Here is a 20,159-nt window from a genome sequence, read left to right as displayed (position 1 = left end):
AAAATTCAACCCTTAAATGGTTTTTTTTTTACATTTTTTGTTCACATATTTGTTCCGCTCAAGTTGGAGAACCAAGTTCATCCAGCTGCCAATTGAACTTACTACTAATCTAAATTAACGTCTAACTAATAATGTCAAAAACTGCGCAATCGGTTTGGAATAACTGTCTGTCATTTATTCAGGATAACATTACACCTCAAGCATATAAAACATGGTTTGAACCTATCCAAGCAGTGAAACTTACAGATTGTGCCTTAAGCATACAGGTGCCTTCCAAGTTTTTCTATGAGTGGTTAGAGGAACATTATGTTAAACTACTAAAAGTTTCACTTACCCGCGAACTTGGTGATAAAGCGAAGCTGGTCTATGTGATCAAAATGGAGAACACTTACGGTAATAAGTTACCGTTCACCGAGAGAATTCCAAGTACGCAGAGAGCACAAATGTCTTCCCAGGAAGTAGATGTGCCTATAAAAAATAAAAGCCCGGAGCTCAAGAATCCCTTTATTATTCCCGGAATTAGGAATGTAAAGATAGAATCACAGCTTAATCCTAATTATAATTTTGAAAATTTCCTGGAAGGTGAATCCAATAGGCTCGCAAGATCAGCAGGGCTGGCTGTAGCGAACAAGCCCGGAGGAACTTCCTTTAATCCGCTTCTGATATTTGGCGGCGTTGGATTGGGAAAAACCCATTTGGCTCACGCTATTGGAGTTGAAATAAAAGATAAATATCCGGAAAAAACAGTTCTATATATTTCCGCTGAAAAGTTCACGCAGCAATATATAGAGTCTGTAAAAAAGAATAATCGTAACGATTTTATTCATTTTTACCAAATCATTGATGTACTGGTAGTAGATGATATTCAGTTGCTTTCAGGTAAAGCCGGTACACAGGATGTGTTTTTCCACATCTTTAACCACCTTCATCAAAATGGAAAGCAGGTAATCCTCACCAGTGACAAAGCTCCTGTAGACATGCAGGATATTGAACAGCGCTTGCTATCCAGGTTCAAATGGGGGCTTTCAGCTGAATTACAAAACCCCGATTTTGAAACCCGCGTTTCTATCATTAAAAATAAGCTTTATCGCGATGGTGTTGAAATGCCTGAAGATATTGTGGAGTTTCTTGCCAATAACATCAAAACAAACATAAGAGAGTTGGAAGGGGCTATTATTTCGCTTATCGCGCATTCTTCTTTCAACAAAAAAGATATTACGCTGGAACTCGCCAAAAAAATTGTTGACAACTACGTTAAGAATACCAAGCGTGAAGTTTCTATAGACTATATTCAGAAAGTGGTTAGTGATTATTTCCAGATGGATGTAGATACGTTACAATCTAAAACAAGAAAAAGACATATTGTACAGGCAAGACAACTTGCTATGTTCTTTGCAAAAAGATTTACGAAAGCATCCCTGGCAAGTATAGGTTCTCAAATTGGAAGCCGTGACCATGCCACCGTATTACACGCCTGTAAAACAGTAGATAATCTTGCTTCTACAGATAAGCAATTCAAAAAATTTGTTGAAGACCTCAACAAGAAACTAACACTATAAAGTATAATTTATGAAAACCAGGGTATTGATGGTGTGCCTCGGCAATATTTGCAGATCACCACTAGCCGAAGGTATTCTTAAATCTAAAGTAGACCCAAACAAAGTATTTGTAGACTCTGCAGGTACGGGGAGCTGGCATATAGGTTCTGAACCAGACAGAAGATCTGTTGCTACCGCTAAGAGATACGATCTTGATATTACTCAGCAACGCGGGAGGCAATTTTCGAAAAAAGATTTTGAGGATTTTGATTATATCTTTGCCATGGATAATTCCAATTTCAAAGATATTATGGCTATGGCCGAAACCGATGAAGAACGTCAAAAAGTCCATTTAATCCTTGAGGAAATTTTCCCTTCTGAAAATGTGGATGTTCCAGATCCATATCACGGTGGGGAACAGGGCTTTGAAAATGTATACCAGATGCTGAACGAAGCCTGTGAGATTATTGCAAAAAAGCTGGAAAAAGGAACTTTATGAGTTCAAACCCTCATAATTATGGCAAGCTCTATTTAATTCCGGTAGGCTTAGGCGATTCCCATCCCGAAAAAGTCTTTCCTCCTATAAATTCCAGAATAATAGAGGAAATTGAAGATTTTATTGTGGAAAACGAAAAATCTGCCAGGAAATTTATTAAACAAATCCTTCCAGATAAATCACAGCAAAGCCTTCGACTAAAAAGCCTTAACAAATTTACAGAAGCTTCTGAAATTCCAACTTTCCTGAATGCTGCGAAAGAAGGTAATAATATAGGATTATTAAGTGAAGCCGGTTGTCCCGGAGTGGCAGATCCCGGTGCTGAAATCGTTAAACTCGCCCATCGCTACAACATCCAGGTAGTTCCATTAATAGGTCCTTCTTCAATTTTATTAGCTATGATGGCTAGCGGCATGAATGGACAGAGCTTTACTTTTAATGGATACTTACCTATAGATAAGAAGGAAAGAAAGCACGAAATAAAACAGCTGGAAAGAGTTTCTTTAGAGAAAAATCAGGCACAAATCTTTATTGAGACACCGTATAGAAATATAAAGTTTTTGGAAGATCTTATTCAGAATCTATATCCAACCACCAGAATCTGTGTAGCCTGTGATCTTACTCTACCTACTGAATTTATCAAAACCGCCACTGCTTCAGAATGGAAGAATATAAAAACCGATCTACATAAGAGACCGGCAATTTTTATTATTCAGAAAGATCTTTAGGCTGAAAGACGATCAAAATCTACTCTTGCGTTCTTTTTGGTTTTCACAAAAGAAACATCATACCCACCAAAACGCTTCATATAGGTTTTAATAGTTGTCCCAAAAGCATCACTAAATGCCTGGGCACCCCAGCTACGAAGATATTTTTTCACACTTCCCGGACCTGCCAGATGTGCGGCGGCTAGTATACCTGATTCGGTAATCTCCACTCCATTTATTGTTTTACCAACAAATCGTTTGATATCTCTTTGAAGTATCCATTTGTTCCTGGAAGCATTCGCATAAAATGCGGCTTCCTGAAGGGCAGGAGAATTTAGAAAGCCAATGCTGTCATAAATACCTACAAGTTTTAATGTACCCTTTCCAAATTGATATTTTCCGAGATATCCATATTCGTTCACAGTCTTATAATCACCTCTTGATTCTTTAAAGGCAAGAGCTTCCTTAAAACCAACATAGGATTTCCCTAGAAAAGGAGATGTTTGAGAGATTTCATAGTCGGGAACAATCTCATCCCTAAGATCTGGTACTGTATAATCCAAATCAAGATTAAAAGTGGAATACGCTTCCAAATCTATATTTGCAGCTTTCTTAGTTGAAAAACTAAAAAAAATGGAGCCCGCTACAAGAGGCAAGATTGAAAATTTTGCAATTTTCTTTCTCATTGCTTTTGTTTTTGAAAGGTTTATGGTAGACTTATATTATAAGTTGTACCCCTTTCATATTCGCGGCGCAAATGTATAACAAATTTTAATAATCTGAATTACAGGATGTTAATGATTATTTAAAGTTGCTTCCGTTTTAACGAAAAGATAACTTATTGATATTCAAAAACTTAAACTTTTCTAAACAAAAATATACTTATCGTTTAATTCCCTGTTTATTGATCCAACGTATATATTCACGCTTATTCCGGTTGTGTTGGGCAAGATTTTTAGCAAATTTATGATATCCAAAATTCTCTACATCGGCAACAAAATAGTAGAAATCGTGATCTTCATAATTTAATACGGCATCAATAGATGAAATATCAGGCATTGCTATAGGTCCTGGAGGAAGTTGTCTATATTTATAGGTATTATAAGGAGAGTCTAGTTTAAGATCTTTGTAAAGCACTCTTTTAATAATCGTATCGTAATTTCCAGTTCTCTCCTTTATAGCGTAGATCACGGTGGGATCTGCATCAAGTTTCCATCCATTCCTGTAACGGTTCATATAAACGCCAGCCACCCTGGGACGCTCATCAACTTTTGCCGTTTCCTTTTGCACAATAGATGCGATTACAGTTACTTCCTGCGGCGTTAAATTGATTTCTTTTGCTTCTTTAAGCCTTGCTTCGTTCCAGAATCTATCGTATTCTTTCTTCATTCTTTCCCGAAATTCTTCTGCTGAAGTATTCCAGTAAAATTCATATTGATTAGGGATATAGAGTCCTAAAGCATTCCGGGTGTCGAGCTCATTTTCATTAAGAAACTCCGCATTTTTGAAAGATTCCAGCAAGGCTGAACTATCAGCTTCAATCTGAGTTGAGATTCTTCCTGCCAAATCTTCCAGCCTTTCCTGGTTATTGAAAATAACTTTTACCGGCGTATTTCCGCTTCGAAGCTTATCTACCAGTTCATTATTGTTCATCCCTTTCTCCAAAATATATCTACCTGGTTTTACCCTTTCAGCATATCCTTTCTTTTGTGCAACCAAAGAGAATGATTCAAGATCTTTCACCATTGGCCGCAAAGAATCGATGACCGTTTGGAAATTTGCACCTGTAGGAATATATATAACCTCCTGCTTAGAATCGAAAGCGGTGTTTGATGAGAATACACAGTTATAGACGTAATAGCCAAATATTCCAAAAGCTATTATTCCCAGTATTAAAACAGCTACAAGTATTTTTCTAATGTACATTACTTATTAATTGATAAAGCCATTCATCTTTATAATCTCCGTTGAAAAGTGTCCAGTCTTTTTTCAAGCCTACTTTCCGAAACCCGTTACTCTCAAAAACCCTCATACTTTCTTTATTATTTGCATTTACATTTGCATACACCTGATGAAGACCCAAATGAGTGAAGCAATAATTACAAAGGAGGGATAAACTTTCAGAACCAAAACCTTTTTTACGATCTTTTTTATTTGCGATCAAAATGCCAATCGCAGCACGTTTGTCCCGGGGTTCGAGATCAAAAACATCTATAAGACCTAAGGGCCTGCCTCTTTTAGTGCAAATAACCAAACGTAATTGCTTTATATCATAAATATCACGATGGGCATTTTCTATATACTGCCTGATAAGAAATTTGGAATAAGGGGATTGGGTGGCACTTATTTCCCAAAAGTCTTCATTGTTTTCGATTTGATGAACAAAATCAAGATCTTCGGGTTCTACAGCTCTTAAAAATACTTTCTTCCCTTTTAATGTTAACATACAATCTCTCCTTTAAATACAGATTCTGCGGGTCCCGATAGCCAAACGTCAGAAAATCCATTTTCGGTATTTTTAAAATTTACTGAAAGTTCTCCGCCAGGAGTGACCAATTTAACAGTATTGGAATTTGTCATTGAAGCTCTGAATGCGGCCAAAGCCACCGCGGTAACCCCAGTTCCACAGGAAAGCGTTTCATCTTCCACTCCCCTTTCATAAGTGCGGACGGAAAATGTGTCTGTAGAAATAGGCTCTACAAAATTAACATTGGTACCTTTATTTAACTTATACCTTTCTGAATATCTTATTTCAGAACCTATATTTTTAATATTGATCTCACTAATATTTTTGGTGAATATTACATGGTGGGGCGAACCGGTATCCAAAAAAATAAAATCCTCATTTTCTGAAATTTCTTCTACGTTCTTCATTTTCAGACTAACAATACCTTCTTCATTGACGGTAGCTTCATGAGAGCCATCTATCGCGGTAAATCTTGCTGAATTTTCAATAATCCCGAGAGATTTTGCAAAGGCGACCAGACATCTGCCGCCATTTCCGCACATACTACTTTCATTTCCGTCGGCATTAAAATACACCATTTTAAAATCATCTTCAGGATCTTCAGAATTCTCCAGAAGTATCAGGCCGTCAGCACCTATACCAAATTTCCGGTCACATAGGTGATTCACCAATTTGGTATCATTTTTGGTTAATTTATTATCCCGATTATCGACCATAACAAAGTCGTTCCCGGTACCCTGATATTTAAAAAAAGTGAGCTTCATAAATCATTTAAAAGTGGCACAAATATACAATTTTGAAGCAGAATTTCGGGCTGTTAAATGGTCGTTAAATGATATGCAAAGTATAATAATCGAATGATCTAAAATGTTTAATAATTAAATAATATCCGAAAATGAGAAAAATAGCACTTTTACTATTTGTTTCTATCCTTGGAGGAGCAATAACCTTAGGTAGTTACAAACTTTTTTTTGATGAAGAGCCTGAGCAGTTTTTACCTCAGCAAACACAAAATTCTTCTTTTATACCTGTTAACAATTCAAAAATTTACGGCACAAATGTAGATTTTACCGAAGCTGCTGAAAAAACCGTTCATGCCGTGGTTCACGTTAAGAATGTCGCGGTTTTTAAATCTGGTCCTCGAAGTATTTGGGAATACACCCCTTACGGCAATAGTGGCGGAAGGGCACTACAAGGCGCAGGTTCCGGTGTAATCATAACCCCAGATGGGTATATCGTTACTAATAATCACGTTATTGATGGTGCCAGTGAAATTGAAGTAACACTGAATAATAATAAAACATATAAGGCAGAGGTGATTGGGAGCGATCCAATATCAGATATCGCTCTTATTAAAGTAGATGCTGATGAGGAGCTCGAATACATTCCTTTTGGAAACTCGAACAATCTTGAACTGGGAGAATGGGTGCTGGCGGTTGGAAATCCGTTTAATCTCAAATCTACCGTAACGGCAGGTATCATCAGTGCGAAGGCAAGAGACCTTAATATGCGCGATAATTCCCCTCAGTCTTTTATACAAACCGATGCAGCCATCAACCCTGGAAACAGCGGTGGTGCCCTGGTAAATATTAATGGTGAGCTTATTGGCATTAATACAGCGATTAGTTCTCCAAGTGGAAGCTATATAGGCTATGCCTTTGCCGTGCCTTCTAATAATGCAAGAAAAATTGTAGAAGACATTATGGAATTTGGTGATGTACAACAGGGAATATTAGGTATTAGAGGAAGGAGCATTAACAATGAAGTGATTAGAGAGTTCGACTTATCTACCTCCCAGGGAGTAATGGTTGCCGAAGTGACTCCGGGAAGTGGCGCTGCCGATTCAGGAATTCGACAAAATGACATTATACGGCAAATAGATAATATTGAGATCAATAAATTCTCAGACCTTACCGGTTATATTAATTCTAAGAGACCCGGAGACAAAGTAATGGTTAAGTTACTACGGAATGGGAAAGAGAGGGAAGTAAATGTAAAACTTACTAAACTCAATGTACTGGCGATTCCGATTCTTGGCCTTGAAGTTGCCAATGCAAGTTCTGAAGAATTGGAGGCTTATAATGCTCCAAATGGAGTTAGAATTAACCGGACTTTAAATGATGATCTTCCTTCAGCAGATCTTGTGGGCGGAATCATTGCTGAAATAAATAATCAGAAAGTTTCTTCCATTCGTGAAGTAGAAGAAATCATGCAATCCAGAACGAGATCAAACTCTATTGTAATTACTTACTACAATCAAAGAGGTGAAAAGCAGCGCATGATCTGGAGATAATCAAATCTTACTCAATAAAACGAACCCTTCTCCCTACGGAAGGGTTTTTTCTTTTCAAAAACTTTTACGAAAACGTTTGAAATATATACTTTTGCCGAAAATTTTATAACAACACAACTAAACATGGACTTTAATAAAGTTTACGAAAAAGAACTTTCTTTTCAGGCAGATCGCCGGAAAGCTACCGTAGAATTCATCAATATCGTCAGTGATCTATGGTATGATAAATCTATTGAACTGGTACTTTTTAGAAATCAACTCATTAATAGAAATGTTAGTGACATCCTGGATCTTCATGAATACGCCGGGGAATTTGTAGGTAAACCCATTTCTATCTTTGATTCTGTAGAGATCGCTAAAGCTATCCAGGATCTTAACCTGCCACCGGCAAAGCTAGATATTGGGAAACTTACGTATGAATATCATTTAGACGGACAACCTCACAGCAATGCCATGGCTTTTGTTTCCAGCAAGCTAAGCGATGCAAAAGAAAATGAAGCTGTTACACCAAAAGATGTTGTGTTGTATGGCTTTGGACGTATTGGAAGACTGGTTGCCCGTGAACTTATGACAAGAACAGGAAAGGGAAATCAGCTTAGACTTCGTGCAGTGGTAACCCGTGGTAAAGTAGATCAAAGTGTTTTAGAAAAAAGAGCATCGCTTTTAAAAAGTGACTCAGTTCACGGACCCTTCAGCGGAACCGTAAATGTGGATGTAAAAAATTCAGCATTGATCATTAATGGAACTACGGTGCATATGATTTCGGCTAATCAGCCGGAAGATATAGATTATACACAATACGGCATTAATAATGCTTTGGTTATAGACAACACAGGCGCATTTAGAGATAAGGAAGCTTTAAGCAGGCATCTTGCTTCAAAAGGAGCGGCAAAAGTTCTACTTACTGCACCAGGAAAAGGAGTTCCAAATATCGTGCATGGAGTGAACCAAAAAGAACATAATCCAGATGATACAGACATCTTTTCTGCGGCTTCCTGTACCACCAATGCCATTACTCCGGTATTAAAAGCTGTTCAGGATTCCCTTGGAGTGGTTCACGGACATCTTGAGACTATTCATGCATATACCAATGACCAGAATCTGGTAGATAATATGCATAACAAATACAGAAGAGGTCGTGCTGCAGGATTAAATATGGTAATTACTGAAACCGGTGCAGGCAAGGCAGTTTCTAAAGCACTTCCTGTTTTTGAAGGAAAACTGACTTCAAATGCGATTAGAGTTCCAGTTCCAAATGGTTCTTTAGCGATTTTAAACCTTGAGGTTGAAAAAGAAACCAGCCTTGAAGATGTAAATGCTATACTTAAAAAGTATGCCCTGGAAGGTGAACTGGTAGAACAAATTCAGTATTCTGTAGACAACGAGCTGGTATCATCAGATATTATTGGATCTTCAGCTCCTGCAATTTATGACAGCAATGCAACAATCGTATCTGCTGATGGTAAGAATGTGATACTTTATATATGGTATGATAATGAATACGGGTATAGCCATCAGGTAATAAGACTGGCAAAATACATCGCAAAGGTAAGACGATACACATATTATTAAGATCAAATATTTTAAAAAAAGACCCTGCCATTGGCCGGGTTTTTTTATTTTTGCACCACTTTATAAAATATAAAAACTAATTAATTTTACAAGAAGCGAATTTCCTCCCGAAAATCTGAAATATACTAACCTATCCATTCGCTCGTTGTTTTTAATGAACCAAACAAATTCAATTCCCAGGAAAATGAGTAACAAATTTTACGTTGCAGCGGCTATTATTATTGCCAGTGTATTTCAGATGAATGGCCAGACAGACAGTCTTCAAAACAACACACCAATACAGGATGAGTTTTCAGCACTAATTCAGGAATCTAACAACTACCAGGGTTATAAAGTAGTAGATTATGACAAGCTGATAGAATTAAGAAATACCACCCGGAATTATATTACAGAATTAAAAGAAGAAATTGTTGTTCAGAAGAATACGGTAGATCAGCAAAATGATGAGATTCAAAAATTAAAATCTGATCTTGCTGCCACCCAGGAAGACCTGAACCGGGTTTCAGAAGAGAAAGATGCCTTAATGTTTCTGGGGATGCCTTTTTCTAAAGGGGGTTATAAAACAATGATGTGGGGAATCGTTGGAGTTTTGATCGCCCTGCTCCTAATAATATTCTTTAGATATAAGAGTTCACATGCTGCTACCCGCGATGCAAGGCAAAAACTAAGCGAAACCGAGAAAGAATTTGATGCCTATCGCACTAAAGCACTTGAAAAAGAACAACGCCTGGGAAGAATGCTGCAAGATGAAAAAAATAAAGCCAGTGGCACTACATAATTAGCCCAGAGCTATTTTAACTTAAATCCTACCCGATGCGTATTGATATTATTACGGTGGTTCCCGATATTCTAAAGAGTCCTTTTGAAGCTTCCATACTTCAGAGAGCGATAAAAAAGGGATTAGTGGAAATCCATCTACATAATTTACGTGATTACACCACGGATAATTACAAACAGGTAGATGATTATCAATTTGGTGGTGGCGCTGGGATGGTCATGATGATAGAACCTATAGATAAATGTATTTCGAAATTAAAGGCTGAAAGGAACTATGACGAAGTGATTTACATGACGCCAGATGGCGCTACTTTAAATCAGAAAACAGCGAATAGTTTGAGCCTTTCTGAAAATATCATCATTCTCTGCGGACATTATAAAGGAGTAGATCAAAGAGTGCGGGATCAATTCATTACCAAAGAAATTTCCATTGGAGATTATGTCCTTTCCGGAGGTGAATTGGGGGCTGCGGTATTATGTGATTCAATTATTAGATTAATTCCAGGAGTTCTGGGAAATGAAACTTCGGCCCTTACAGATTCTTTTCAGGATAATTTACTGGCTCCTCCGGTTTACACCCGGCCAGCAGAATATAAAGGATGGGCAGTACCATCAATATTAACTTCAGGAAATTTACCAAAGATCGAAGAATGGCGCGAAAACCAGGCCTATGAAAGAACAAAAGAGCTAAGGCCAGATCTTTTAGAAGAAGATTAATTTTTACAGTGGTGTTTGATGAAAATTTTAAAGAACTAATCTGAACCCAATATTTTCAAAATTTCAAAGCATTTTCCTACTATCTATACCCTGCTTTTACAATTTTTTTGAATTGTAGTATCTTTCGAAAACAACAATTCCCAAATTTTTTTGTTTATTAGTTAGTTAAGTTCGAGTTTAATTTCTTATATCTAAAAGCGAAGCGGTCTAGCTTCTTTATCCGGGCATAAGGGATTTTTTTACTAACAGCCTTGTACAATAATATAAATTGATTAATTTTGCACTCATTCTAGAATAACCTCTGGCGATCATCGTGAATGTTGTTTTGGATTTTACTTAAAATTATTAAAAATGGAATCGTTAGTAAAATACGTTCAGGACGAATTCGTAGAAAGAAAGGACCTACCAGAATTTGCTGCAGGTGACACTATTACTGTGTATTACGAAATTAAAGAGGGCCAGAAAACAAGAACTCAGTTCTTTAGAGGCGTTGTAATACAAAAGAGAGGAACAGGTTCTTCTCAAACTTTCACCATTAGAAAAATGAGTGGAACTGTTGGAGTAGAAAGAATTTTCCCAATCAACCTTCCTGCAATCCAGAAAATTGAGATCAACAAGAAAGGAAATGTTCGTAGAGCTAGAATTTTCTACTTTAGAGGTCTTACTGGTAAAAAAGCCCGTATTAAAGAAGCGATTAGAAAATAATTTTTCTTTAAAAACACATCTTAAAGCTCCAATTCTTTGGGGCTTTTTTTATTACTAACACCCTAAAAAACAGATTTTTAAAATGTTAAAAATTTTCATTTTAAAATGTTTTCTTATTATATTTATTTGGAATTATCGCAGCGATTAAAATGACAAAAGAATTTTTAATGATGACGATAAGGAGGTAAAGCAAAGTTCTTTACAATTTTAGGTTTTTATCTTCTATATAACATTCAATATTTTGTATTATCAAAATTCGTTTGAAAGATAAAAACTAGTTTGATTCATTTTTAGATCCTATAAAATTGAATCATTTGAAGCAGCATTCCTAAGCTTAAAGCGCTTTTTATCACTCAAAGTGATTATATGCTGTTTTCTGAAGCCATTTCATTTTAGCAATTAAGATGAAATGGCTTTTTTATTTCACTTTTTATGATTTCTTAACAAGTGAGAAAGCCCCTAAACTTAGGATAAAAGGCGCAAAAACTGTATATTGCGCGAAAGATCATACCCTGGGAGCTACCGGGGTTTTGTTTGAATATATCGCAACCAAAAACATTAAAAATGTCACAGAAAGAAAAAATAATTTATACAAAAACAGACGAAGCTCCAATGCTGGCAACTTATTCTTTCCTGCCAATTATTGAAGCTTTCACCAAAGCGGCAGGCGTGAGCCTTGAAACTCGTGATATTTCATTAGCCGGTAGAATACTATCTCAATTTCCAGATTACCTTAATGAAGATCAAAAAGTTTCTGATGACCTTGCCGAATTAGGCGAACTTGCTAAGAAACCAGAAGCAAACATCATAAAATTGCCAAATATAAGTGCTTCTGTTCCTCAGCTAAAAAATGCAATTTCAGAGTTACAGTCTAAAGGTTTTTCCATTCCAGATTATCCGGATGAACCTTCTAATGATAAGGAAAAAGAAATTCAGGCTCGCTACGATAAAGTAAAAGGAAGTGCCGTAAACCCGGTATTAAGAGAAGGAAATTCAGATAGACGGGCACCAAAAGCGGTGAAAAACTTTGCTAAAAAGAATCCACACCGTATGGGTGAATGGAGTTCAGATTCTAAAACTCATGTAGCCACGATGAGCGAAGGAGATTTCAGATCTAACGAAAAATCTGTAACCTTATCTGGAGATGATACTTTAAAAATTGAGTTTACTTCAGAAGATGGTTCTAAAACAACCTTAAAAGAGGGACTCAAAGTTCTAAATGGGGAAGTGATCGATACCACGAAAATGAGCAAAAAAGCCTTATTAGAATTTCTACGTGAGCAGGTTAAAGACGCCAAAGAAAAAGATGTGCTTTTCTCCTTACATATGAAAGCTACCATGATGAAGGTTTCAGACCCTATCATTTTTGGTCATGCTGTTGAAGTCTTCTTCGAAGATGTTTTTGATAAATATGGTGCAGAACTTGAAAAAGCCGGAGCTGATCCCAACAGCGGACTTGGTGATGTGTTAAATGCCATTGAAAACTTACCTGAAGATAAAAAGAATGAAATAAAGGCTGCAATAACAAAAGACCTTAAGGATGGACCAGATATCGCTATGGTAAATTCAGATGAAGGGATCACTAACCTGCACGTGCCAAGTGATGTGATTATTGATGCCTCCATGCCCGCAATGATAAGAACTTCCGGCCAAATGTGGAATGCCGAAGGTAAAACCCAGGATACAAAAGCGGTGATACCAGATAGTTCATACGCAGGACTTTATCAGGCCACAATTGATTTCTGTAAGGAACACGGTGCTTTTGACCCTACTACTCTGGGAACGGTTCCTAATGTTGGTCTAATGGCTCAAAAAGCTGAAGAATATGGTTCTCATGATAAAACCTTTGAAATTCCAGGAAATGGCACTGTAAAAGTGGTCAACTCTAATGGAGATACGATTCTGGAACATACAGTTGAGAAAGGCGATATCTGGAGAATGTGTCAGGTAAAAGATGCTCCAATCCAGGATTGGATCAAACTTGCTGTTTCTAGAGCCCAGGCAACTAAAATGCCGGCAGTATTCTGGCTGGACGAAGATCGGGCGCACGATGCTGAGTTGATTAAGAAAGTAAATAAATATTTACCAAACCACGATACCGAAGGTTTGGAGATTAAAATTCTGGCTCCCACAGAAGCTACAAAATATACGCTGGAACGAGTTAAAGATGGCAAAGACACCATTTCAGTAACAGGAAACGTATTGAGGGATTATCTAACCGACCTCTTCCCTATTTTAGAATTAGGTACCAGTGCAAAGATGCTTTCTATAGTACCCTTAATGAATGGCGGTGGTTTGTTTGAAACCGGCGCAGGAGGATCTGCTCCAAAACATGTGCAGCAATTTGTAAAAGAAGGTCACCTAAGATGGGATTCACTGGGAGAGTTTCTTGCCCTGGCAGTTTCACTGGAACACCTTGGTAATAAATATGAAAATTCTAAAGCTATAACCCTTTCAGAAACTCTTGACGAAGCTACCGAAAGATTCCTGAATGAAGGTAGATCCCCTTCCAGAAAAGTAAACGAGCTGGACAACAGAGGAAGTCATTTTTACCTTGCGTTATACTGGGCTGAAGCACTTTCAACTCAAACCAGTAATAAGGATCTAAACATTTATTTCGGAAAGATTGCAAAAATGATGGAAGATAATCAGGAAAAAATTCTTCAGGATCTTTTAGATGCTCAGGGTTCTCCTGTAGATATTGGCGGATATTATCAACCAGATGAGGAACTTACAAAGAAAGCAATGCGCCCAAGTTCAAAATTAAATGAGATTCTGGCAACAGACGCTTAATTAAAATTGTTGAAATATTAAAGAAAAGCCCTGTTTCCCAGGGCTTTTTCTACTTCTTAAGCTGCAATACCTGAGCTCTTTCCATAAACATCTCACGTAACCTTTCCATTTTAGGCAGCATTTTTTCAGCGAAAACGAGGTACTGGCATTTACTAATACTCAAAGGTATCCTTACTACCTGATCATATAGTTCAGATTTCGAAAGGAATTCAGCATCTTCTATAATAAAAAGCTGTAATTGTCCTAAATGAATTCCCGTCATTGAAAAAAGTTTGCCCAGTCTTTTGGGTGTCGCAATTACGATATCCACACCATAGTAAATTTCATCTTTTTGATCATCAATATTCTTTTCCTCGTACGCACAATAAATTCTTAAATCCATTTCTGCAGTAAACTGCTTAAATTTTTCCTCAAGTTCCAGGGCAGCTTCTTTATCTTTTACATAGATCAGGGCTCTGGGAGAATCTTCAAAGGCTTCGGAGTTTAATTTCTGAATAACCCCAATGATCATAGCCGTGGTCTTCCCTGCTCCTTTCGGAGCCAGACAATAAAAATCTGCTCCGCTCTTGATTTTTGGTAAAACCTTTTTCTGAAATAAACCGGGAGTAGAATAACCAAGATGGTCCAGAGCCTCTTTAAGAGGAGTATTCAATTTTTTGAAGGACATGTATAATAATTTTCAGAACAAAGATCGAATATTAAAATTTGTTTGCATGCCTTTGTAACATCCTATTAAAAACTAAATCGAAATAGTTTAATCTTTCGTTAAACACTTAATTAAATTAGAACAGGACTGCCGGTTTCCTGAAATTTGCGTAATGATAAAAAATTCCGAAGGAAGAAATAAAAAACAGGAATATATTATTCTTTTGGTTCTGGGTACTTTGATCGCTTTAGGACCATTTTCTATAGATGCATATTTACCAGGCTTTGAGAGTATTGCCATGGATTTTAATACCTCCATCAGCCAGATTGGTCTTACCCTTACCAGTTATTTTGTTGGGATCTCCCTTGGGCAGCTTGCTTATGGTCCCATCATGGATAAATTCGGAAGGAAGAAGCCTTTATTAATTGGCCTCGGTATTTATTTGCTTTCCGCAATAAGTTGCATGTTTTCTCCAGACCTGGAGTGGTTAATCATTTCCAGATTCTTTCTCGCAGTTGGCGCAGCTGCCGGAATGGTGGCCGCAAAAGCAATTGTGCGTGATATCTTCCCTGTAAATGAAGTGGCTGGGGCAATTTCCGTATTAATGCTTATTATGGGAGGGGCTCCAATTATAGCACCTACCGTGGGTAGCCTTATTATCGATTCTTTTGGCTGGGAAATGATTTTTTTGTTTCTGGCTATATTTTGCGCCTTAATGATCATTAGTGTCACCAAATTTCTACCGGAAAGTATTGTCCCAGACAGGAAAGTAGACCTTAAACCAAAACAGGTTGCCATTAAATATTTCGGAATACTGACTCATCCTAAATTTTCAAGCTTTGCTTTCTCCGGAAGTTTTGATATCGGTGCCATGTTCGCATATATATCTGATGCTCCAAAGCTTTTTATGGGCAATTTTGACCTGAGTCAAAAGGAGTTTGGGATATTATTCGGGTTAAATGCCGGTGGCCTCATTTTAGGAAGTCAGATTAACAGATTATTCCTGAGGAAATTTACCACTTTACAAATAACCCTTTTCAACAGTGTTATTCTAGTAGGACTAGCCGGTCTTTTTCTGCTGAATTCTATTTTTGGGGGAGGTTTTTTTACTACGGTAATTTTACTTTTCCTCATATTATTCCTGTTAGGCTTTCAAAATCCTAACACTACTGCGCTATCTCTCGAACCTTTTAAAAAAAAAGCCGGCAGGGCCTCTGCACTCATTGGTAGCTTAAAAATGATTCTGGGTGCGCTTACCTCATTTATAATTAGTTTATTTCCTACCTCCAGTGCGATACCTCTGGCTGTAATTCTTCTCACCTGCTTATTTATAAGCTTTTTGTTATTATATCTTTTCTCTAAAAAAGAGAAGAAAAGTCTTAGTCTAAGTGCAACTTAAGCTTTTTTATTAGCTTACTTAATTCTATTTTTGAATAAAAAATTGAAAACCCGCTTTCTAGCTAGCCTTCTAGGCATTTTTTTCTTTCATCTCCAGGCAACGGGACAGGAATTATATACACTAAATGGCACTATTAGTGATATTTCGAGCAATGAGACCTTAATTGGTGTTAACGTAATCTTTCCTGAAGCCAAGACCGGGGTAGTCACCAATGATTATGGCTATTATTCCATTAAGTTACCTGAAGGAAATTATGAGCTTCAAATTTCATATATCGGGTATCAAAGCATTCGAAAAACCATCAATCTGGATTCCGATAAAAAAATGGATTTTCAATTGACCGAAGTTTCAGAAAACCTGGAAGAAGTTTTGGTCACCAGTAATATTGAAGGTTTAAATATTAGAAAGCCTGAAATGAGTGTAAACAGACTTTCAATTAATACAATTCAAAAGTTACCGGTAGTTTTTGGTGAGGTAGATGTAGTAAAATCACTTTTGTTATTACCAGGAGTTTCCAATGCCGGTGAAGGTTCTTCCGGATTTAATGTTCGTGGCGGTGCAGTAGATCAAAATTTGATACTTCTGGATGAAGCTACAATTTTTAATAGTTCCCATTTATTTGGTCTGTTTTCAGTTTTTAATCCGGATGCGATCAAAGACCTTAAACTTTACAAAGGCGGTATTCCTGCTGAATATGGAGGAAGAGTTTCTTCAGTGCTCGATATTTACCAAAGAGATGGAAACAGCAAAGAATTCAAAGTGCAGGGCGGCATTGGAGCTATTTCAAGCAGGTTACTGGCTGAAGGTCCTATAGTAAAAGATAAAGGTTCCTTTTTAATTGGCGCCAGAAGTTCCTATGCCCATCTTTTCCTAAAATTAACAGATAATGAAAACTCTGCTTATTTCTATGACCTCAATACTAAGTTAAGCTACAAATTAGATGAGAGCAATAAGCTTCTTCTGTCCGGTTATTTTGGAAGGGACGTTTTCAATATTAGTCAGAATTTTGAAAATACCTACGGAAATGCAGTAGTTAATTTACGATGGAATCATATTTTTTCAGATAATATATTCTCCAACCTTTCAGCCATTTACAGTGATTATTATTACGGTTTAAATTTGAACTTTGTAGGATTTAATTGGGACAGCGGTATAAAAAACCTGAATTTAAAGTATGATTTCAATCATTATATCAATGAAGATTTTCAACTGAAATATGGTCTTCACAATACGTATTATGAGTTCAATCCTGGAGAAATTGAACCTATAGATGAAGATTCAGGAATTAATTATTTTAAGCTTAGCAATAAATATGCTCTGGAAAATGCTGTTTATATTTCTGCTGAACATAGGTTAAATGACCAGTTTTCTGTGGAATACGGCTTACGATGGAGTAATTTTTTTCGGCTTGGGCAGGATGAAGTAAATCAGTATGAGAACGATAACCCTGTGAATTATGATCCCGAAACCGACATTTACAGTGAGGCAGAAATTCTTGAAACTAATTCTATTTCACGAAGCGAAATTTTAAAATCTTATAATAATTTCGAACCTCGAATTGCTATTTCATATGCTTTGAATGATAATGAATCTATAAAAGCAAGCTATAATAGGATGTCACAATATTTACATCTTATCTCAAATACCAGTTCTCCCACACCTCTGGATGTATGGGCTCCCAGCGGAGAATATATCAAGCCCCAGTTACTGGATCAGTACGCCATTGGATATTTCAGATATTTCCAAAATAGGGCCTATTCTCTCGAAGTAGAAAGCTTTTACAAGCAAATAGATAACCGAATAGATTATATAGACGGTGCTAACTTAATAGCCAATACAGCCATAGAAAGGGTAATTCTAAATGGGGAATCCAGAGCTTATGGGGTAGAACTACTTCTTAGAAAGAATACGGGTAAATTTACAGGGTGGTTAGCATATACACTATCAAGATCTGAACAGCGAACACCGGGTAGAACAGCTTTTGAACCGGGAATAAACAATGGAGAATGGTATAATTCCAATTATGACAAAACTCATGATCTAAGTATAACTGGCAGCTATGAGTTGAATAGAAAGTGGCAGTTCAACGCTAATTTTATCTTTCAAACCGGACTTGCCACCACTTTTCCAACTGCCCAATATGAATTTCAGGGCATCACCGTTCCTGTTTATGGGGAAAGAAATGCTAACAGATTGCCAGAGTATCACCGTCTTGATCTTTCAGCAACACTAACTCCTCAAAAAAATAAGGATAGCAAGTTCAAATCGTCGTGGAATTTTGGAATTTATAATGTTTTTAATCGTCAAAACGCTTATTCCATAAGTTTTAGAGAGAATTCTGACACTAATCAGAATGAAGCGGTGAGATTATCCCTATTTGGGATCATACCCTCAATAACCTATAATTTTAAATTTTAATGAAGAGTTTTCAGGTTTATATAATTATATTTTTGATTTTGGGAATGACTTCCTGCGAAGAAGTGGTTGATATTCCTTTACAAGAAAGTGAGCCCAGGCTGGTAATAGATGCTTCCATTGAATGGTTTAAGGGAACGTCGGGACAAAATCAGGGCATACGGATTTCGAAAACTTCTTCCTTTTATGAAGAGGGGACACCAGGTGTGGAAAATGCCCAGGTTACTGTAACTTCTGAAGATGGATCACAATTTGAATTTATACATCAGCAGGAAGGAATTTATATCAATAACAATTTTCAACCTGAAATAAACAGCACCTATACTCTTGAAGTCATTGTAGACGATGAAAAATATATGGCAACAGAAACTTTGAATCCGGTAGTTCCAATAGATGATATTGAACAATTGGCTTCAGGTGGTTTTACAGGAGAAGATATAGAAATTAAAGCTTTTTATACAGATCCTTCTGAAACAGAAGATTACTATCTGTTTAAATTTAAGGATGAGGATATTCGTCTGGAACTTTATGAAGATGAGTTTACAAACGGAAACCGGATTTTTGGCTATTATTCCTCGGAAGATATAAAGCCCGGTGATAAAATTGGAATTGAAATCCAGGGAATCTCCAAAAGCTATTACGAATTTCTTTTTATCTTACGTTCCCAGGTAGGCACAAACCAGGGAGGCCCTTTTGAAACTATGCCGGCGACAGTAAAGGGGAATATTGTTAACAGAACAAATTTGGACAACTATCCATTTGGCTATTTTCGATTATCTGAAGTAGATTCAACCACATATATAGTAGAATGAAGCATACAAATAAAAAAATATTATCTACTGGCATTAAATATTTGGCTGGAGCATTACCTCTGGTATTGATTGGCCCTTCTATATTATTCACTGCATTTAATAATCAGGATCACCCACTTTATATCGCAGTACTAATTCTTGGGATAATTGCAACGTTTGCGGCAATTTTCTTAATGTTCAAAGGAATTATGACTGTTGTAAAAGCCTTGTTTGACTGAAATAGACCTATTGAATTTCCACTTTCTTATAAAATAAACCTGGCCCATCACATGCCCACCAGCTGTTTAAAAGTGTGTGGTGATCGGAGCCTATGTAAAGATATTCCGTAGGTTCCAAACTACAATTACCTATTAAGCCATTTTCCTGATCATACACAAGCGAAAATCCCTGTTCATTTTCTTTAATTTCTATTGAATAAATTCCTTTCACCGTAGTTTCAGTTTGATCTTCAATACGAGTCTTAGAAAAAGTATTGTCAACATTGAAAATATAATATTCCTGGTAGTTCATATCATCCCCAGAAACTTCTGAACCAGTTAACATACCAACACTCATTTTAAACAGCTCCCATTTTTGGGGATATTCCATAGTTGCAAGATCCAAGGAAACAATCTCATCTGTATTTTGATTAGAACAGGAAAATAAAGAAATACTTATAACGGAAAAGAAAAATTTAAAATTCATAAATAGACGGTTTAATCTATTTGATAGATACCATACCTAAGAAAAGGTTGCGCACTGAAAGAATAATTATTAAACCCTAAAATTACCGCATAAAAAAACCCTTTATCTGTTGAGATAAAGGGTTTTCAAGAAGAAGGC

Annotated in this window: 19 protein-coding genes; 13 read left to right on the top strand and 6 right to left on the bottom strand. The window is 36.7% G+C overall.

Translation table 11 applies throughout. The features are described 5' to 3' along the window. The first annotated feature begins 131 nt into the window (after nucleotides 1–131). The 3 genes from dnaA to Q1K34_RS15350 are packed head-to-tail and all read left to right on the top strand — an operon-like array spanning nucleotide 132 to nucleotide 2,762. Nucleotides 132–1,559 carry a chromosomal replication initiator protein DnaA gene (dnaA, locus tag Q1K34_RS15360; protein ID WP_300440799.1) on the top strand — a complete coding sequence of 476 codons (1,428 nt, stop codon included), beginning with the start codon at nucleotides 132–134 and terminating at the stop codon, nucleotides 1,557–1,559. Between the two features lie 10 nt (nucleotides 1,560–1,569). Further along, complete coding sequence (locus tag Q1K34_RS15355; protein ID WP_300440797.1) at nucleotides 1,570–2,037, top strand: low molecular weight protein-tyrosine-phosphatase; 468 nt, start codon at nucleotides 1,570–1,572, stop codon at nucleotides 2,035–2,037. Continuing rightward, nucleotides 2,034–2,762 carry an SAM-dependent methyltransferase gene (locus tag Q1K34_RS15350; RefSeq protein WP_300440795.1) on the top strand — a complete coding sequence of 243 codons (729 nt, stop codon included), beginning with the start codon at nucleotides 2,034–2,036 and terminating at the stop codon, nucleotides 2,760–2,762. The genes Q1K34_RS15355 and Q1K34_RS15350 overlap by 4 nt, the downstream gene beginning before the upstream one ends. Here Q1K34_RS15350 and Q1K34_RS15345 read toward each other — a convergent pair. The 4 genes from Q1K34_RS15345 to dapF form a co-directional block, all read right to left on the bottom strand. Beyond that, a complete protein-coding gene (locus Q1K34_RS15345; protein WP_300440793.1) occupies nucleotides 2,759–3,427 on the bottom strand; it encodes a peptidoglycan-binding protein LysM in 669 nt (222 codons plus the stop codon). The two genes, Q1K34_RS15350 and Q1K34_RS15345, sit on opposite strands and share 4 nt — an antisense overlap. A 196-nt stretch (nucleotides 3,428–3,623) precedes the next feature. Then, on the bottom strand, nucleotides 3,624–4,667 hold the full coding sequence (mltG, locus tag Q1K34_RS15340; RefSeq protein ID WP_300440791.1) for an endolytic transglycosylase MltG: 1,044 nt from the start codon (nucleotides 4,665–4,667) through the stop codon (nucleotides 3,624–3,626). Beyond that, complete coding sequence (locus Q1K34_RS15335; protein ID WP_300440789.1) at nucleotides 4,657–5,187, bottom strand: GNAT family N-acetyltransferase; 531 nt, start codon at nucleotides 5,185–5,187, stop codon at nucleotides 4,657–4,659. The genes mltG and Q1K34_RS15335 overlap by 11 nt, the downstream gene beginning before the upstream one ends. Continuing rightward, entirely contained in the window at nucleotides 5,181–5,972 is a 792-nt protein-coding gene (gene dapF / locus Q1K34_RS15330) for a diaminopimelate epimerase (protein ID WP_300440787.1), read from the bottom strand. The genes Q1K34_RS15335 and dapF overlap by 7 nt, the downstream gene beginning before the upstream one ends. 131 nt (nucleotides 5,973–6,103) lie before the next feature. Between dapF and Q1K34_RS15325 the strand changes: the two genes are divergently transcribed. The 6 genes from Q1K34_RS15325 (at nucleotide 6,104) to Q1K34_RS15300 (ending at nucleotide 14,065) form a co-directional block, all read left to right on the top strand. After that, the gene (locus Q1K34_RS15325) at nucleotides 6,104–7,501 is read left to right on the top strand and encodes a trypsin-like peptidase domain-containing protein (protein WP_300440785.1); all 1,398 of its coding nucleotides are present in this window, start codon (nucleotides 6,104–6,106) and stop codon (nucleotides 7,499–7,501) included. A 123-nt stretch (nucleotides 7,502–7,624) separates the two neighbouring features. After that, the gene (locus tag Q1K34_RS15320; protein ID WP_300440783.1) at nucleotides 7,625–9,073 is read left to right on the top strand and encodes a glyceraldehyde-3-phosphate dehydrogenase; all 1,449 of its coding nucleotides are present in this window, start codon (nucleotides 7,625–7,627) and stop codon (nucleotides 9,071–9,073) included. 184 nt (nucleotides 9,074–9,257) lie between these two features. Continuing rightward, nucleotides 9,258–9,851: a hypothetical protein gene (locus tag Q1K34_RS15315; protein ID WP_300440781.1), complete on the top strand. Its 594-nt coding sequence runs from the start codon at nucleotides 9,258–9,260 to the stop codon at nucleotides 9,849–9,851. Between the two features lie 35 nt (nucleotides 9,852–9,886). Continuing rightward, on the top strand, nucleotides 9,887–10,567 hold the full coding sequence (gene trmD, locus Q1K34_RS15310) for a tRNA (guanosine(37)-N1)-methyltransferase TrmD (RefSeq protein ID WP_300440779.1): 681 nt from the start codon (nucleotides 9,887–9,889) through the stop codon (nucleotides 10,565–10,567). A gap of 351 nt (nucleotides 10,568–10,918) precedes the next feature. Further along, the gene (gene rplS / locus Q1K34_RS15305) at nucleotides 10,919–11,272 is read left to right on the top strand and encodes a 50S ribosomal protein L19 (RefSeq protein ID WP_300440777.1); all 354 of its coding nucleotides are present in this window, start codon (nucleotides 10,919–10,921) and stop codon (nucleotides 11,270–11,272) included. Nucleotides 11,273–11,836: 564 nt separating this feature from the next. Further along, nucleotides 11,837–14,065 (top strand): NADP-dependent isocitrate dehydrogenase, encoded by a 2,229-nt coding sequence (locus tag Q1K34_RS15300; RefSeq protein WP_300440775.1) that lies wholly within the window; start codon nucleotides 11,837–11,839, stop codon nucleotides 14,063–14,065. Between the two features lie 49 nt (nucleotides 14,066–14,114). Here Q1K34_RS15300 and Q1K34_RS15295 read toward each other — a convergent pair whose 3' ends face one another. Continuing rightward, complete coding sequence (locus Q1K34_RS15295) at nucleotides 14,115–14,732, bottom strand: DEAD/DEAH box helicase (RefSeq protein ID WP_300440773.1); 618 nt, start codon at nucleotides 14,730–14,732, stop codon at nucleotides 14,115–14,117. Nucleotides 14,733–14,883: 151 nt separating this feature from the next. On the opposite strand from Q1K34_RS15295, the gene Q1K34_RS15290 reads away from it, so the two are divergent. From Q1K34_RS15290 to Q1K34_RS15275, 4 genes are all read left to right on the top strand, one after another. Continuing rightward, nucleotides 14,884–16,110 (top strand): multidrug effflux MFS transporter, encoded by a 1,227-nt coding sequence (locus Q1K34_RS15290; RefSeq protein WP_300440771.1) that lies wholly within the window; start codon nucleotides 14,884–14,886, stop codon nucleotides 16,108–16,110. Between the two features lie 75 nt (nucleotides 16,111–16,185). Next, the gene (locus Q1K34_RS15285; RefSeq protein ID WP_300440856.1) at nucleotides 16,186–18,528 is read left to right on the top strand and encodes a TonB-dependent receptor; all 2,343 of its coding nucleotides are present in this window, start codon (nucleotides 16,186–16,188) and stop codon (nucleotides 18,526–18,528) included. Continuing rightward, a complete protein-coding gene (locus tag Q1K34_RS15280) occupies nucleotides 18,528–19,337 on the top strand; it encodes a DUF4249 domain-containing protein (RefSeq protein ID WP_300440769.1) in 810 nt (269 codons plus the stop codon). Before Q1K34_RS15285 ends, Q1K34_RS15280 begins: the two co-directional genes overlap by 1 nt. Beyond that, on the top strand, nucleotides 19,334–19,555 hold the full coding sequence (locus tag Q1K34_RS15275) for a DUF6095 family protein (RefSeq protein WP_300440767.1): 222 nt from the start codon (nucleotides 19,334–19,336) through the stop codon (nucleotides 19,553–19,555). The genes Q1K34_RS15280 and Q1K34_RS15275 overlap by 4 nt, the downstream gene beginning before the upstream one ends. 7 nt (nucleotides 19,556–19,562) lie before the next feature. Here Q1K34_RS15275 and Q1K34_RS15270 read toward each other — a convergent pair whose 3' ends face one another. Then, nucleotides 19,563–20,021: a hypothetical protein gene (locus Q1K34_RS15270; protein WP_300440765.1), complete on the bottom strand. Its 459-nt coding sequence runs from the start codon at nucleotides 20,019–20,021 to the stop codon at nucleotides 19,563–19,565. Nucleotides 20,022–20,159 lie beyond the last annotated feature (138 nt).

This window comes from Christiangramia sp. (assembly GCF_029937855.1).
Classification (GTDB): domain Bacteria; phylum Bacteroidota; class Bacteroidia; order Flavobacteriales; family Flavobacteriaceae; genus Christiangramia.
The sequence above is the reverse complement of the archived record's forward strand: the minus strand, read 5'-3'. Positions and strand labels throughout refer to the sequence as shown.

Coding starts and splice junctions, on each gene's coding strand:
- Q1K34_RS15295 (WP_300440773.1), bottom strand. CDS start 14,732: ATGTCCTTCAAAAAATTGAATACTCCTCTTAAAGAGGCTCTGGACCAT.
- Q1K34_RS15325 (WP_300440785.1), top strand. CDS start 6,104: ATGAGAAAAATAGCACTTTTACTATTTGTTTCTATCCTTGGAGGAGCA.
- Q1K34_RS15350 (WP_300440795.1), top strand. CDS start 2,034: ATGAGTTCAAACCCTCATAATTATGGCAAGCTCTATTTAATTCCGGTA.
- Q1K34_RS15335 (WP_300440789.1), bottom strand. CDS start 5,187: ATGTTAACATTAAAAGGGAAGAAAGTATTTTTAAGAGCTGTAGAACCC.
- Q1K34_RS15270 (WP_300440765.1), bottom strand. CDS start 20,021: ATGAATTTTAAATTTTTCTTTTCCGTTATAAGTATTTCTTTATTTTCC.
- dapF (WP_300440787.1), bottom strand. CDS start 5,972: ATGAAGCTCACTTTTTTTAAATATCAGGGTACCGGGAACGACTTTGTT.
- trmD (WP_300440779.1), top strand. CDS start 9,887: ATGCGTATTGATATTATTACGGTGGTTCCCGATATTCTAAAGAGTCCT.
- Q1K34_RS15355 (WP_300440797.1), top strand. CDS start 1,570: ATGAAAACCAGGGTATTGATGGTGTGCCTCGGCAATATTTGCAGATCA.
- mltG (WP_300440791.1), bottom strand. CDS start 4,667: ATGTACATTAGAAAAATACTTGTAGCTGTTTTAATACTGGGAATAATA.
- dnaA (WP_300440799.1), top strand. CDS start 132: ATGTCAAAAACTGCGCAATCGGTTTGGAATAACTGTCTGTCATTTATT.
- Q1K34_RS15320 (WP_300440783.1), top strand. CDS start 7,625: ATGGACTTTAATAAAGTTTACGAAAAAGAACTTTCTTTTCAGGCAGAT.
- rplS (WP_300440777.1), top strand. CDS start 10,919: ATGGAATCGTTAGTAAAATACGTTCAGGACGAATTCGTAGAAAGAAAG.
- Q1K34_RS15315 (WP_300440781.1), top strand. CDS start 9,258: ATGAGTAACAAATTTTACGTTGCAGCGGCTATTATTATTGCCAGTGTA.
- Q1K34_RS15290 (WP_300440771.1), top strand. CDS start 14,884: ATGATAAAAAATTCCGAAGGAAGAAATAAAAAACAGGAATATATTATT.
- Q1K34_RS15300 (WP_300440775.1), top strand. CDS start 11,837: ATGTCACAGAAAGAAAAAATAATTTATACAAAAACAGACGAAGCTCCA.
- Q1K34_RS15345 (WP_300440793.1), bottom strand. CDS start 3,427: ATGAGAAAGAAAATTGCAAAATTTTCAATCTTGCCTCTTGTAGCGGGC.
- Q1K34_RS15280 (WP_300440769.1), top strand. CDS start 18,528: ATGAAGAGTTTTCAGGTTTATATAATTATATTTTTGATTTTGGGAATG.
- Q1K34_RS15275 (WP_300440767.1), top strand. CDS start 19,334: ATGAAGCATACAAATAAAAAAATATTATCTACTGGCATTAAATATTTG.